Source organism: Paraburkholderia sp. A1RI_3L (assembly GCF_048957895.1).
GTDB classification, from domain to species: Bacteria; Pseudomonadota; Gammaproteobacteria; order Burkholderiales; family Burkholderiaceae; genus Paraburkholderia; species Paraburkholderia kururiensis.
On sequence record NZ_JARCHA010000015.1, the window covers coordinates 43909 to 58841 of the forward strand.

At 64.0% G+C, this 14933-nt stretch carries 9 protein-coding genes; all 9 read left to right on the forward strand.

Going from position 1 to position 14933, the window contains the following annotated elements:
* Positions 1-215 precede the first annotated feature (215 nt).
* The 9 genes from PXJ20_RS28310 (at position 216) to PXJ20_RS28350 (ending at position 14879) form a co-directional block, all read left to right on the forward strand.
* Positions 216-2588 carry a DUF2345 domain-containing protein gene (locus PXJ20_RS28310; RefSeq protein WP_421029208.1) on the forward strand — a complete coding sequence of 791 codons (2373 nt, stop codon included), beginning with the start codon at positions 216-218 and terminating at the stop codon, positions 2586-2588.
* Positions 2589-2594: 6 nt separating this feature from the next.
* A complete protein-coding gene (locus PXJ20_RS28315) occupies positions 2595-4913 on the forward strand; it encodes a hypothetical protein (protein ID WP_421029209.1) in 2319 nt (772 codons plus the stop codon).
* An 88-nt stretch (positions 4914-5001) separates the two neighbouring features.
* Positions 5002-5652 carry a hypothetical protein gene (locus PXJ20_RS28320; RefSeq protein ID WP_413213756.1) on the forward strand — a complete coding sequence of 217 codons (651 nt, stop codon included), beginning with the start codon at positions 5002-5004 and terminating at the stop codon, positions 5650-5652.
* A gap of 119 nt (positions 5653-5771) precedes the next feature.
* The gene (locus PXJ20_RS28325) at positions 5772-6032 is read left to right on the forward strand and encodes a PAAR domain-containing protein (protein ID WP_421030908.1); all 261 of its coding nucleotides are present in this window, start codon (positions 5772-5774) and stop codon (positions 6030-6032) included.
* Positions 6032-7348: a hypothetical protein gene (locus tag PXJ20_RS28330; protein WP_421029210.1), complete on the forward strand. Its 1317-nt coding sequence runs from the start codon at positions 6032-6034 to the stop codon at positions 7346-7348. Before PXJ20_RS28325 ends, PXJ20_RS28330 begins: the two co-directional genes overlap by 1 nt.
* Positions 7314-10997: an ImcF-related family protein gene (locus PXJ20_RS28335; RefSeq protein WP_421029211.1), complete on the forward strand. Its 3684-nt coding sequence runs from the start codon at positions 7314-7316 to the stop codon at positions 10995-10997. The genes PXJ20_RS28330 and PXJ20_RS28335 overlap by 35 nt, the downstream gene beginning before the upstream one ends.
* Positions 10994-12865: a type VI secretion system baseplate subunit TssF gene (gene tssF, locus PXJ20_RS28340; protein ID WP_421029212.1), complete on the forward strand. Its 1872-nt coding sequence runs from the start codon at positions 10994-10996 to the stop codon at positions 12863-12865. Before PXJ20_RS28335 ends, tssF begins: the two co-directional genes overlap by 4 nt.
* Complete coding sequence (tssJ, locus tag PXJ20_RS28345; protein WP_421029213.1) at positions 12865-13380, forward strand: type VI secretion system lipoprotein TssJ; 516 nt, start codon at positions 12865-12867, stop codon at positions 13378-13380. Before tssF ends, tssJ begins: the two co-directional genes overlap by 1 nt.
* 308 nt (positions 13381-13688) lie before the next feature.
* Positions 13689-14879 carry an NAD(P)H-dependent flavin oxidoreductase gene (locus tag PXJ20_RS28350; RefSeq protein ID WP_421029214.1) on the forward strand — a complete coding sequence of 397 codons (1191 nt, stop codon included), beginning with the start codon at positions 13689-13691 and terminating at the stop codon, positions 14877-14879.
* Positions 14880-14933 lie beyond the last annotated feature (54 nt).

The following is a 14933-nucleotide window of genomic DNA, read 5'->3' on the forward strand; positions in this document are numbered from 1 at the left end:
GGGGCCGGGCAACTGCTCCATCACAGAAGAATGCATTTCTTTTATGCATCGAGCACGGCTGCGCCAGAAATCGCTACGCGTCTTTAAATACCGGCGGCGCTTATTGACCATTAGTGACAATATCTCAGTCCGCTTCTGATACGGTTATCCGGCTTAATAGCGTGCGAATTAATCTGCTTCGCATCGCTCTTTTAAACCGGACGAGGATGCGCGGAATGAATACTCCCGCAAAGCGTTTTACCGATGCGCTGCTTCACCCCAGCGCGCGGCTGACCCAGCATCTCAGGCTGTGGATCGGCGCTCAGGAGCACGATCTCGATGTGCTCGACTTCAAGGTGCGCGGCGGCTTCTGCAAGGACTACGTGGTCAGTGTGACGGTCACGTCGCCGCGGCTCGATATCGACGGCAGCGACTACGTTGGCCGGCGCGCGGGCCTGCAGATCGACGAGCGCGCAGCAGTGCCGTCGGCCACCTGGGCCACGCCAGTCGATCATGCCGCGGCTACCTTCAACGGCGTGGTGACGCGCTGGAAGCGCATCCGCACGAGCCGCGACGAGGCGGCCTACGAACTGCGCATCGAGCCGCGCTTTGCGGCGCTCGGCAAGCGCATGGTGTACTCCGATGTGCTTCAGGATGTCACGTTCGAGGAACTGGTCCGCACGAAGCTGGTCGACGGCCAGAACATCGACGCCTTCGATGTCGAGTTCCACCTGGACGGTCCCCAGGAAAAGATGCAGCAGGTGGTGATGTACGAGGAGTCGGTGTGGGCTTTCATCGCACGTCACGCGAAGCGCAAGGGGATCTTCTGGTTCTACCGGCAGGAGCGCGGCGAGAACGGGCTGCTCGACATTCTCGTGTTCGCGGACAATCCGCGCGCCTATATCCGTTCGATCAACTTGCCGTTGCTGGCGGGTTCGGGCCTGCACAGCAACTGGCACGAGGCGGCCCAGGAGGTCCACGGGCAGCGCACGCTGGTACCGGCCACGATCGAGCTGTGGGAGCGCAACTACCGCACGCCGGAGGACCCGCTGCAGGCCACGGCGAACATCTCTTCCGCAGACGACGACCGGTCGGTGTTCGGCCGGATCAGCCGCAGTGCGGAGTTTCATCTCACCCGGCAGCAGGGCGAAGCGCTCGCGCAGACGCGGCGCGACGAGCAGATCGCGCGTCAGGTGACGTTCGCCGGCGCGAGCGACGCGAAAGGCATCGCACCGGGCGTGGTGATCAGGCTGACCAACACGAAGATGCCGGGCGCCGGGTACGGTTTCGTGGTGACGTCGTTCAGGATGAAGGGCAGCCGCACAGACCCTGCCTATACCCGCTTCAAGGCGATGCCTGGGCATCTGGCCTACCGTCCGCGCTTCGACTACGAGCGGGACTGGCGATTCCTGAACGGCCCGGTGGTCGGTGTCGTGACAACCCTGGACTCTGCCCCCTACGCGTTTCTCGACGAGTATGGCCGCTATCCGGTTCTGCCGAAGTTCCTGCGGGGACCGGCGAATGCCCGCACCAGGCTGCTGCACCTGCGACTGCTGCGTCCCTCGTCGTCGTACCAGGGCGGTTTCCACTCGCCGCTACTGCCCGGCACGGAGGTCATGCTCGAAGCGGCTCACGGGGACGTGGACCGGCTGCACATCAGCGGCGCGCTGCACGACTACTCGCATCCAGACGTGGTGCGCGGCGACGATGCCCTGTTCAGCTATGCCATCTGGCGCTCGCCGCTGCTCGGCGCGGAGATCGTGTTCAACGACCTGCGCGGCAAGGAGAGCGCGCGCATTGCAACGGTGTACAGCCAGGCGGCGTTCAACCAGGGGTATCTGCTCAGCAGCAAAAAGCTTCCGCGTGGCGAAGGCTTCGAGATCACGACCAAAGGCTGGGGCACGGTGCGCGCGGCGAAGGGTCTGTTCCTCACGGCGGACGCGGCCGCCGGGGCGGATACGCCGCACCTGGAGATGCCGGCTGCCATCGCCCAGCTCAAGGCGGCGCTGCAGCGCGTGACGGATCTGGCGATGGCGACCAGGCAGGCCGGCGCCGATGCGGCCGACCGTGCCACGCAGACGGCGTTGCTTGACGGACTGAACCAGCTTCGCGACGCGGGGCTGCTCGCGAGCGCACCGGGCGGCCTGGCGTTCGTGACGCCGAAATCGGCGCAGCACTCGGCGGGCGAAAGCGTGATCGTCACGGCGGGCAGGGACATGGACGTGAGTGTCGTCAGGCGTCTGCGCATGGCAGCGGGCGACCTGATCTCGCTGTGCGCCCACAAGCTGGGTATCAATCTGACCGCAGCGAAAGGCAGGTTCACGGCAGCCGCGCTTACCGACGGCATGGACCTCTTCGCGCAGAAGCAGCTACGCATTGCCAGCGAGGACGCGGACGTGCAGGTGGCGGCGAAATCGAAGATCACGCTCAACAGCGGCGGCGCTTCGCTCGTGATCGAGGGCGGCAACATGACGTTCCACTGCCCCGGTGCGTTCACGGTCAAGGCGGCGTCGTTCACGTTTGTTGGTCCCGATAACGTGCCCGCGCAGTTGCCCGTCCTGCCGAAAAGCGACCTCAAGGTCAACGACCGTCCTCCCCATACGAACTGACACGTCATGATCATCAGCCCACCCTTTCTGCCCGCATCGGGCCTGACGTCCACCGACGGCTCGAAGCCGGACCCGATGATGGATGCCGTCGACAAATTCGAACTGGCGCACGGCATTTATCCGGTCGCAGCCGACCGGAGCTGGCATTGCGGCACCCATCTTGCGCCGGACGTGCACGGTCCGGTCCATGCCATCGCCGACGGCGAGGTGGTGGCATACCGCGTCTGCCAGCACGCGATGGATGACGGCAACGGCAATGCGGGTTTCGTGCTGCTCAGGCACTCGACCGAAACCGGTGACGGACGCACGCTGACGTTCTATTCGCTCTACATGCACCTGCTGCCGCTGGCTGAATACCACACGTTCGGACACGACGGAGCCCGGCTACCGGCGTTCCTGCAAAAGTCGTCCGGGCCGGATACCCGGGGCAAGGTCACGCCTGCGGCGAAGGGGAATGGCGAGAAGGTGCGGCGCAAGGATGTGCTGGGTTTTCTCGGCCGCTATCAGGGCGTCACCTACCTGCACTTCGAGATATTCATGACGCAGGGCGATTTCGATGCGTATTTCGGGCACACGCAACTCGGAGTGGCCTCGCCGGGAACGGCGACAACGTCGGACTGCTGGGGGCATACCTGTCTCACCATTCCAGCAGGGCAGCAGTTTTACGCATTGCCTCAGGGAACGGACGCGCACGGCAAACTCCACGGCATCGCTTTCAAGGCCGGCCTCGCAGGCACGAACGCCCTGCCCCTTGTCGTGGAGATGTACTTCAGCAAGGGAGCGAAGTACACCAATGTCTGGAGCGTTGCGGCGGACGGCTCGCGCACACTTCTGACGCCAGAGCCGGTCGAGGAAAAGGACTACGAATACGATCTGTACCATCGTGCAACGGCGCTCTACGAAGCCTGCCCGAGCGACGGCTACGAGATGCTGCGCTTCGGGCGCATTCTGTCCACGCCTGCGACCCTCCCGGAGGCAGCCCGTGCGACGTGGGTGCAGATACCCTACGACACGGGGAAGCAGGGTTACATCGATATCAGCAAGGAAGAGGTCAGGAAACTTTCTGACGCGGATTTCCCGTCTTTCATGGGCTGGCAGAAGATCAGCGACGGCAATACGCCCTTCGATAGTGACGGGTTGTGCGATGTCGAGATGTTGAAGAGGCTCGTCAGGGACGCTGCGGCCAACGAGCAGCCCGCAGTAGTGAAGGACGCAACCGAAGTCCAGAAGGCAGACGCGCTTTCGTACTATGTGAAGGGCCATGACGAGGTACGTCAGGCCCTGCGCGGATTCATCTGCAACGCACCGGGCGAGTGGGATAGCAGGCACAACGAGACGCGCTTCGCGAAGCTGCTCGACGAGGGCGGGTTCTATCACGGCAACCAGAAGGGCTACGAGGATTTTCTGAAGTACCTCAAGGAACTTCAGTTCTGGGACGTGACGGGGTTGCCTGCCGGCCAGAAGCTCTGGTTCTTCCATCCGCTCGCGTTTATCCGGTATTTCAGGAAGTGTGCGTGGTTAAGCCTTCAGGAGCAGATTCAATTGCTACCTCGGAAATCGATATCTGATGCTGGCGGCCACATATCGTGGGTCGAAAGCAAGAAGCGATTTGTTGATGGCAACGACGATTCTCGTGGGCAATCGCCGAAGCACATGTGGCTAGCGCTCAATCATATGTTTCAAAAATACGGATTTAACAGTAATCTTCGGAAAGCTCATTTTTTGGGTCAGATTTTTAAGGAGACAGGGGCTTTATGCTCGACAAGAGAAAATGGAAATGCAGATTACTTTCGGAAAATGTATGAGAACTATACCGCTAGTGACGCTGCTTATGATTTTGATAACAAATACAATTGGCTTAAGAATCTTGGCTTTCTGAAACACCGTGATCGCGCTACATACATAGCTCAGCGTCCCGGTGAGGTTCACGCGAAAGCCGCGGCAGGTGGGAATGTACAGTCTGGCGACGGTCCTCGTTTCTGCGGCCGCGGGCTGATTCACCTTACGTGGCGAAACAGTTACGGTGAATACAGCACTTACCGTGCCAAGAATTTTACGACTGATCCGAACCCCACGCTATTGCAATCTGACGCAGAAACGGCGGCAGATTCTGCCGGCTACTTCTGGGTTAAGACTCGTATCAACAGAAAGGCCGACCATGGCTCTAGCAACACAGATGTCCAAGGATGCTTTGTTTTAGTGGGTGGTGCAGGCGGGTTACCTGCGCGGCAGCAGTTCTTTCGTTACGCCTATTTCATTCTTGGCGATACGCCAAGAATGCCGACGGATGACACATTGGAACGTCAAACGGAGGAAGGGGTGTAATCTACTTTCCCGGTCCCACATGCAGCGTCTGCAGACAGTATTCTCAGTGAGGACATATCTCAGTTGAATTTATTAAAGGCTCGGTTTTATGAATATTCGGTGGATTTCTGCATTTCATTTATTGTTAGCGTCATTTTTTCTGCTGATTTTTCCGCGGGCTTATGCAGCAGATATTCCTGCAGCGGTTCAGGCAGCGGTAAGTGCTCGTACCGATGAGAGTCAAAAATTGCAGCCGCCGATCATCGACGCTGGATCCGCGATGCAAGGGGCATACATTTACTTTGTGATGAACACGTCAGATGTGCCGGGTTATGCAAAAGATAGTAAACCTTATATATTAGATGCGCATTTAATTTTTTCAGACGGAAACCATATTTGGCACGATGAAATATTTGATCGTTACACAAAAGAAGATGGTGTTCCAGAAGTTGCTACTGTCTTTTTTGCGAATGCGGATCACGACGCCAAAGATAAAGAAATCGTCATTCTAGTGCGAACGCCGCTCAATCACTACGATTATGGTGGCGAATATTTCGATGGTTATATTTACAAGTTAACTGGAAGCGCTCAAAAAGGTGCTGTTTTTGTGGGATTGCAGAGCGATGCCAGCGCCCCCTTTGTGGAGCAATGCGAATGTGGCTTTCGCGATGGTCGCGCTACACATGCGCAATATAAAGACGCTGAGTCGATTAGAAAGGCGCTTGCAAGAAAATATCCTGTGGCGCCTAAGTTGAAGTGAGGAATATGAATTTCTAATTTTCAGTCATTGAATTGATGATTTAAGTAATCCAAATCGTGTCTCACGAAAAAATCATCTTTTTTCTGGTCACACTTAAAAACGGCGATACAGGTGCAATGATGAAATCCCCCATCCGCAAGGGCGACAAGCTGGAAAACGGTGGCGAAGTCACAGAGGGCTCCCCGTGGTTCGAGGTGATGGGCCGCCCGCTCGCCCGCAAGGGTGACGAGGCGATCTGCGAGCAGCACGGACCCACTACGATTGCCGAGGGTTACGAGAAATTTCCCGACCGGGACGGCAGGGTCGTCGCCTTTCACCACTATCGCTGTGCGTGCGGATGCAGGCTGCTTTCGTCATTGATGAACTTCAACGTCGAGTAATGCCGGTCGATCTTTCTCCCGCCGGGCGCCCGAGCGCCTATCCACGCCGACCCAGGTTCTGGCCGTGGTGGTTTTGCATCTGGCTTGCCTGCAACGTATCGGGCGTTGCCATTGCGATGGTGCTTTGGCCGAAGGCAGAGCCGGCGCGCGGCGCCTGGTTCTGGCTCTGTTTTGCTGGTTTTCCTAATGGCGCATTCGTGTTCCTGTTTGCCGTCGAGCGGGCCGGCTTTGAGGCACTCTGGTACCGCGCCCACTGGCGTAATGAGTTTCGTAAACGGTGGCTGGCAGAGCGGCTGCGCGCCGCGCAGAAGCCCCTCCAGGTACTGGGCATCGGGTACTGCCTGCCCCTCGGCGGAGCACCTGAACAGACGCTCGCCGAAGCCATGGCCAGCAAAGTGCGATTGCCCGCTTCACAGGTGCCGCGCGCTGGCTCGAAACCTGTCGAACATGTCCGCTTCGAGGAGGCGGACTGGCGGGTTGACGAGCCAGTCGTTATCGACCGCTTTGCAGGAGAAGAAGAGACCGCTGATCCAACTGCGCCGGCGCAGGTTTCTCTGCTCACGCTCAAGATCGTCAGGGCGCTGGAGCCGCTTGCAGTTAGCCTGCGTGCGCTCGCGTGCTACGAGCGGCAATGGTGGCCGCAGGTCCGCGTGCTGAGTGTCCCCGGCAGCGAGCAGGCGGATGTCGCGCGGGTCATCGATGCCCTGCGCATCGGGGGCCTGCCGCCGCTCGCTGTGCAGGCATCGCCGGCTATGGACGGGCTGATGGTCGCCGATGCCTGGCTCGATGCGAAGGAGGCGAGGCCGCTGCTCGTGGTGGCGACGGCTTGGCATGAGAAGGGGCCGCCCGAGGGCAGCACCGAGGGCTGTATCGTGGTGCTGCTCTCGCCGGGCTACTTCAGACTGCCGGAGGCCGTGACGGTTGTGGCGCTGCTGCATCGTCCTGTCCGGGCAATTGAAGGCGAGGCTGAATACGGCTTCTCCAATGCTGCCGTCTGGGGCAAGGCAGCTTGCAACTTGCTCGTGCGCGCATGGATCACCCGGCCCGTCGAAGGCTGCGACAGGGCGCTCAGTGCTGCCCATATGGACGCGATTGCGAAAGACGACGCGCAACTTCGGCCCGATCGCGTGGTGGGCGACATGGGCGACGCGAACGGCTGGCTGGCGGTTGCCGCCGCTGTCGAGGCCGGTGCGGCCGATGGCCCGCAACTGATCGTCGACGGCCTGCAGTCCGTAGTCCTGCGCGTCATGCCTGCAACAACCGATAACAACCGGATTACCGATGACAGACCCCAGGCTTTCCCTGCAACCGCTTGAGGCGGCAGCGTCAATGGAGCAACCGGCGTCACGGGGCCGCCTCGCGATCTGGGGCCTGCCCGTTGCGGCTCTCGTTGTCGCCCTGCTTGCGATCGGCATCGTCTCGGTGCGTGGCGACATGGTGGGTGTGGCCGCCGGCGAGCCGAAGCTGAAGGCGATCATTGCCATCCTTGCCATCTTCGCTATCGTCGTCGTGATTCATCTCGTACTGTTTGCGACCGGGACGTACGGTTTCGCGGGACGGCTTTTCGAGAGAGAGACCGGCGATTACACGAAGGCCGCGAAGCCACTCAGGCGCGACGCACGTCTGCAACGCCTGTACGAGGAACTGCGCGTCTCGCACGGCTGGTTCTGGCGCGGCCGCCTGCGCTGGCTGCTGGTGAACGGTACAGACGAACGTGTCGAACAGGTCGCGCCAGGCCTGAAGCAGGCGGCCGTCATGCAGGTAGGCGAAACGGTTCTCGTGCACGCCTCACCGGACGGCATCGACCCGGCGAAGTGGCTGGACCAGATCCGGCGGCTGCGCTGGCACCGGCCGGTCGATGGCATCGTGCATGTCGCGCACGCTAATGATCCGGACACCGAACTGCCGCGCAGGCTGTCGGCCATCGCCACGGCGCTGCGCTGGGCCGCGCCCGTCACGTTCCTGCATCCGGTCGAGGCGCAGGGCCACCCGCCTGAACAGTTCGAGCCAGTGGGTACGTTTCTGCCCGGCGGTTCACGTAGGCAGGCACAGGCGTCGGCTGGCCGCGCGCCTGCGTTGCTGGGCCAGGTGCAACGCAGGACGGCCGACATCGGCGTGTCGCAGGCAGGCGCGCCGCTCTGGATGAGGTGGACGCTGGAGGTCTCGAAGTATGTCGGCGACCACGCAGGGCACATCGCCGCGAGCCTCGGGGCACTGGCCTCATCGAACTGGCTGCGCGCACCGCTGGCAGGTGTCGTGTTCGCGCCTGTTTTTGAAGGCACGTCGCCCGTGCCGGTACCGGTCGTTGATCGCGAGAATCCGACCGGACAGGGAACCGGGACGCCCCCGGCAGCCCAGCCCGCGCCCGTGAGCCTCGTCACGCCGCTCCAGCCCCGGGCGCTGGTCCCGGTGTGGAAACAGATTGCCGCCTCGATGCCGGCCTACCACGGCCGCCGCACCGGGCTGTACTGGCCCAACGTCCTCGCGACATGCGTGCTGGCCGCCGCCGTTGTGTGGACGGTGCTGCTCATGGTGTCCTGTCTCGGCAACCGGGCGCTGGTGCATGACGCCCAGACGGCTGCGGAGGCCGCACTTGCGGCCACCCCCGGCACGCCCCAGGCGCTGCGTGCACAGCTCGCCCTCCAGAACCGCATCGCGACACTCGAATACCGCCAGCAGCACGGCACGCCGTGGTACCTGCGTGCGGGCCTTTCGCGCAACGACGACCTTCTGGCCGCGCTGTGGCAGCCCTACCAGACCGTCGCCATCCGCAACCTGCGCCAGCCGGTCGCGCAGGCGTTCGAAGGGCAGCTCGCCCAGCTCTCGCAGGTCCGTGCCGACGAGCAGCAGAGCCACGACGCGCAACAGCGCGCCTACAACCGCCTCAAGGCCTATCTCATGCTCGCCACGCCGGCCCGTACCGACGCGCCGTTCCTCAAGGCGCAGATGCTTGAGGTCTGGTCCGCCGTTGCCGGCATGCGCGCGGGCGAATGGCTCGACGTCTCGCAGCAGCTCACGGGCTTCTGGTCCGCTCACCTCAGGGTGCATCCGGAGTGGCGGCTCAACGCGTCGGCGCCGCTCGTCACGCAGATGCGCTCGACGCTCGTGAACCAGATCGGCCTCGCGGCCAGCGACGACGCGCTCTACCAGCGCGTGCTCGGCGATGCGCGCGGCCGGTACGCAGATGTGTCGCTCGCCACGCTGCTGGCCGGCGCCGACGCACACGGCCTCTTCACGACCACGCAGACGGTGCCGGGCGTCTTCACGCGCGCGGCCTGGGAAGGCGTGGTCGAAAAGGCCATCGACGACGCCGTGAAAGGCCAGCATGTCGAAGGCGACTGGGTACTGACCGGCGAACAGCCGATCGCGCGCGTCAATGCCACCACCGTGGAAGGCGCGGTCGGGGCGGCGCAGGCCGAAGCGGAAGCAAGACAGGGCGCGGTCGCCCTGAAAAAGCGGCTGCGCGAGCGCTATTTCACCGACTACACGACCGCATGGGCAGGCATGCTCAACAGCTTCCAGTGGCTGCCCGCCAACAGCTTCTCTGCGGTGATCGACCAGCTCACGCGCCTGACCGACGCACAGACCTCGCCGCTGCTGGCGGTCATGAAGTCGGTGCAGTATCAGGGCGAGGCGGGCCGTCCCTCGCAGGCCCTCACCGATACGCTCGTGCGCAGGGCGCAGGGTCTGTTCGACGGCGGCGACAGCAACGCGACGCAGGCGCCCGTGGTGAATCCGCTGGACCGCACGTTCGGTCCGCTGCTCGCGCTGATGGGCGCGGCAAACGCGGCAAACGCGGCGCCGCCAGCCGCGGGGAATAGCCAGGCGGCCAATGGCACGAATGCCGCCGCGTTCAGCGGCGTGAGCCTCCCGCGCGTGCTGACCGCCGACACGACCGTGCGCCTGAAGCTGCAGCAGATCCAGTCGAGTCCGGACGCACAGGCGATGGCGCGTTCGCTCGCACAGGCCGTGTTCCAGGGCAAGCTCTCCGATCTCACGCAGGCGCGCGACGACGCGGCGCTGACCGCCGCGAGTCTCGGCGCGCAGTGGGCGGGGTTCGGGCAGACGATGTTCGTGCAGCCGCTCGACGCGGCATGGGAGGCCGTTTTGCAGCCCGCGGCCGCGAGCCTGAACGAGGCATGGCGCGCGGGTGTCGCGGCCCCGTTCGCCTCGACGTTCGCCTCGCGCTATCCGTTCTCGCCGACGGCGGCGGATGCCTCGTTTGCGGAATTTGGCCGTTACGTACGGCCCGATACGGGGCTCGTCAACCGCTTCATCCAGGTCGAGCTGTCGGGTGTGCTGAAGCGGCAGGGCGACCAGTGGGTGCCGAACGAACTCGCGCCGCAGTCGCTGCAGTTCGATCCGAAGTTTCTCGCCATGCTGCGCCTGACCGGTCCGATGGGGGCACGTCTCTATGCGCAGGGCGAGGCCAGCTACCGCTTCGCGCTCATGCCGCAGTCCACGCCGGGCGTGACGCGCACGGAGCTTTCCGTCGACGGCCACCGCGTCGCCTACTTCAACCAGCAGGAAGCATGGACGCCGTTTGCCTGGCCGGGAGACGGCCTGCACGGCCAGGCGTCGCTGACGTGGCAGACGCTGAACGCAGGGGTGCGTATCGCCTTCGACAGCACCGGCGATTGGGCCTTCCTGCGCATGCTGGAGAAAGCCCAGGTGAGGGCACTCGACGATACGCGCTACGAACTGGCCTGGAACAGCGCGGCAGGCGGCGATGATGCAAAAACCGCTTCGGCTGCGAGTGCCGCCCGTATCGCCAGTGCTGTCACGAACCCCGATGCACCGCCACCGCTGCGCTACCTGCTGCGCGTACAGGCGGGAGCCGGGCCGCTGGAACTGCTCAGGCTGCGCGGCTTCCGGATGCCGGAGCGCATCTTCGTGACGGGCCGCGCGGGCGTGATCGGCGGTTTGCCATCGCTGCCGCCGTTACCACCGGAGCTGCAGCCGTGAGCGCACCGTGGAAACTGTTCCAGCAGGAAGAAGCGAGTCCGCTGCTGCGCTATTTCGATGCCGAGATGCGCTATCTGCGCGAGGCCGGCCGCGAATTCGCACGCGCCCAGCCCGACGCCGCGCGGCGCCTGGGCATGCAGCCAGGCCCGGCGCGTGGCGAGGAGGGTGGACCGGTCCGGGCGGTCAGTGAAGGCTTCGCGCTGCTCGTGGCACGGCTGCGCATGAAGCTCGACGACGGGATGCCGGAAGTCACCGAAGGGCTGCTCGACAACCTCTACGGGCACATGGCGCGCCCGGTTCCGTCGCTGTCCATCATCGAATGTTTGCCCCTGCAGCGCGGCGGTTCGATGACGGCGAGCATTCCTGCCGGAGCCGTGGTGCGCTCGGCGCCCGTCGGCCCCGATGCGGTGCGCTGCCCGTTCCGCACGACGCAGGCGGTCGACCTGCTGCCGCTCTCAGTCGACGACTCAACCGTGGCGGTCCGTGCGGACGGGCGCACGGTCATCCGCCTCACGCTGGGCCTCTGGTTCGGGGACCAGCGCGAACATGTGGACCTGTCGCGCATCCGCTTGTACCTGCATGGCCAGCGCGCGGCCGCCGCGGCACTGTATGTGGCGCTTACTCGCCAGGTTGCGTCGGTCGGCCTGCGCTTGCCGTCCGTGCGTGACGGCGAGCTTCAGCCACTCGACGGTGTGCGTTTCGAGCCGTCAGGCTTCGGTCCGCCCACGCGGCTGTGGCCAGTCATGGACGCCGCGCGCAACGAGGCACTCGATCGCGAACAGACACTGCTCGAGTATTTCGTGTTCCCGCAGAAATTCCACTTCGTCGACCTGTGCGGCTTCGACAGTGCAATGGTGCCGGCGAACGAAACGCGCCTGACCTTCGAGTTCGAACTGGACGGTCGCATGCCCGGCGACCAGCCGGTGGGCCGCGACAGCTTCCGGCTCTTCTGCACGCCGGTAATCAACCTGTTCGAGGTGGACGCGTTGCCGCTGCATCCCGCCGGCTGGCACGACACCGAACACCGCGTGCGCGTGCATCCGGCACTGGAGGATCACGTCGAGCCCTACGACCTGCTCACGGTGACCGCCGCCGACCCGGAGGGCAGCGCCCGGCATGCCTACACGCCATTCACGAGCTTCCGGCATCGCGGCTGGATGCTGCGCTACGACAACCCCGAGCGGTACTTCCATACCGCGACGCGCCACGGCGCGGTGGGACGCGAGCTGTGGGTGACGCTGGCTGGTCAGCTGTGGGCGGGGACGTATGGCGACGCACACGGCGATGAGGACCATCCCCAACCCGACCACCACGTGATGGTGCGCGCGCTCGCAAACAACGGCCGCCTGCCGCGCCTCGCGCTCGCGCAGGTGACGATCACGGAGACCGTCACCGGTTTTACCGGCATCGCATCGGTACGCAACCTGACCGCGCCCAGCCTGCCGCAGTACCCGCCGCGCGACTACCCGGGCTATGACTGGCGCGTGCTGGGCCACTACACCGCGAACGGCGCGAACGAATTCAACCGGATGCTCGTGGAGGGCGCTCCGGTGCTGCGCGAGGTGCTCGAACTCTACGACTGGGCGTCCGACGACACGATCTCGCGGCGTATCGATGCGATCCGGTCGGTGCGTTTCTCTCACGAGCAGACCACCCGGCGCAGGGACGTGTTGCCGGTCGTGCGCGTCCATGTCGAACTCGATGCGGGTGGTTTCGACGGACCGGGCGATGTCGTGCTGTTCGGCGACGTGCTGGCCCATTTCCTCGGGCGCTACGCGAGCCTGCAGCATTCCGTGCAACTGGTGCTGACGGTCGATGGCGAGGAAACGCTCTGGCCGGGCACCGACTGGAAGGGAGCCGCATTCTGATGACAACTTCAATCAGGCGATACACACCCGGCGTGATCTTGGCGCTGACGGTTTCCGCATGCGGGACGTGGCAGTCGGTGAAGGAGGGCGCCGTGAGCGTCACACGCGTGGTGTTCGAGACGAAGGTCGAGCAGATGAACCTGGAGATCACGGCGCGCGGTGCGCTGAACCCGGACGCGCACGGCGCGTCGCTGCCGGTCGTGCTGCGCATCGTCCAGCTGAAGGACGGGAAGGCATTCGCCACGGCGACCCCGGCGCAGATGCTCGAAGGCAGCGAGGCACTGAAGGCGGCGACGCTCTGGAGCCGCGACGTGACACTGGGGCCGGGGCAGACAGTCAGAGTGTCCGAGCCGATCGGCGATGCCGCGAATTATGTGGGGGTGGCGGCCTTCTTCTGCGATACGGCCAGTGCCGAATGGTCCGTGCTCGTGCCGAAATCGCAGTGGAAGAAGACGGATCCGGTGAGGCTGGTGGCTGCGGACCGCACGCTGGAAATCGAGGCCGGGCGAAGGTGAACGTCGTGTATTGGCGCCTGTGGCGGCGATCCGGCCGCCCGCGTCGCTCACGGCGCCGACGGTGACCGCGGAGCGGTCTCCGACGATGCGGCCGGCGACCTGAACCGGCCGCTCACAGGGCGCCGCCCGGCTTTCCACTACACCAAAAACTTGGCAAGCGCGCCGTTTCGCCGCCGTTGCCGACATGACGCCGATCAACAACCAGCGATTTTTCCGCCCGTCCGCAGGAGTCGTTGATTTTGCGCAAAGCGCGTCTGTCGCGTCACGCGATCATGGCGGCTTCGTCACCAAAGAAGCGGGCACCCCTCATGTTTCCATCTCACCCGTTCGCGCCGCTCAGAATTCGCGGCCGCGCGCTGTTGCCCATCGTGCAGGGCGGCATGGGCGTCGGCATTTCGGCTCATCGGCTCGCCGGCAGCGTGGCGCGCGAAGGCGCGGTCGGCACGATTGCGAGCATCGACCTGCGCCACCATCACCCGGATCTGCTCGACATGTGCCGTGCGGACCCGCGGCGCGAGACGCTGGAGCGCGCGAACCTGATCGCGCTCGCCCGCGAGATCGAAGGCGCGAAGCGGCTCTCGGAAGGCCGCGGCATGATTGCGGTCAACGTGATGAAAGCGGTGAGCGCGCACGCCGACTACGTGCGCGCGGCCTGTGAGAACGGCGCCCACGCCATCGTGATGGGCGCCGGTCTGCCGCTCGATCTGCCCGACCTCACGCAGGGTCACGACATCGCGCTGATCCCCATTCTCTCGGATGCTCGCGGCATCGCGCTCGTGCTCAAGAAGTGGATGAAGAAGGGCCGCTTGCCGGACGCGGTCGTTATCGAGCATCCCGCCCACGCGGGCGGCCACCTCGGCGTGACCAATCTTTCCGAAATGAACGACGAGCGTTTCTCGTTCGAGCGGATTTTCGCCGAGCTCGATCCGGTTTTCACGTCGCTCGGTCTGCGTCGCGAAGACGTGCCGTTGATCGTGGCGGGCGGCATCAATAGCCACGAGGCCGTGCGCAAGTGGCTGGCGGCCGGCGCGAACGGCGTGCAGATCGGCACGCCTTTTGCCGTGACGGAGGAGGGCGACGCGCATCCGAACTTCAAGCGGGTGCTGGCCGATGCGCGTCCCGAAGACATCGTCGAGTTCGTGAGCGTGACGGGGCTGCCTGCGCGCGCCGTGAAGACGCCGTGGCTCGCGCGCTACCTGCGCAACGAGTCGCGCATTCGCGCCAAGATCGGCAGCATCAAGAATGCGTGCCCCACGGCGCTCGAATGCCTTTCGGTGTGCGGTCTGCGCGACGGCGTGGAAAAGTTCGGCCACTTCTGTATCGACACGCGTCTTGCCGCCGCGCTGCGCGGCGACGTCGCCAATGGGCTCTTCTTCCGCGGCCGCGAATCGCTGCCGTTCGGCAATGCCATTCGCAGCGTGCGCGAGCTCATTGAACTCTTGCTGACGGGCGTGGCGCGACCGGCTGTCGCACGATCGGGGGCGTTTGCGCTGGCTTGATAAACGTCAAATCTCCGTGGCAATAAGCCCTACAGAATGCAAGGGCATTTTGAC

Excerpts from the sequence above, each read along its gene's own strand:
- PXJ20_RS28310 (WP_421029208.1), top strand. The coding sequence starts at position 216 with ATGAATACTCCCGCAAAGCGTTTTACCGATGCGCTGCTTCACCCCAGC.
- PXJ20_RS28315 (WP_421029209.1), top strand. The coding sequence starts at position 2,595 with ATGATCATCAGCCCACCCTTTCTGCCCGCATCGGGCCTGACGTCCACC.
- PXJ20_RS28320 (WP_413213756.1), top strand. The coding sequence starts at position 5,002 with ATGAATATTCGGTGGATTTCTGCATTTCATTTATTGTTAGCGTCATTT.
- PXJ20_RS28325 (WP_421030908.1), top strand. The coding sequence starts at position 5,772 with ATGAAATCCCCCATCCGCAAGGGCGACAAGCTGGAAAACGGTGGCGAA.
- PXJ20_RS28330 (WP_421029210.1), top strand. The coding sequence starts at position 6,032 with ATGCCGGTCGATCTTTCTCCCGCCGGGCGCCCGAGCGCCTATCCACGC.
- PXJ20_RS28335 (WP_421029211.1), top strand. The coding sequence starts at position 7,314 with ATGACAGACCCCAGGCTTTCCCTGCAACCGCTTGAGGCGGCAGCGTCA.
- tssJ (WP_421029213.1), top strand. The coding sequence starts at position 12,865 with ATGACAACTTCAATCAGGCGATACACACCCGGCGTGATCTTGGCGCTG.
- PXJ20_RS28350 (WP_421029214.1), top strand. The coding sequence starts at position 13,689 with ATGTTTCCATCTCACCCGTTCGCGCCGCTCAGAATTCGCGGCCGCGCG.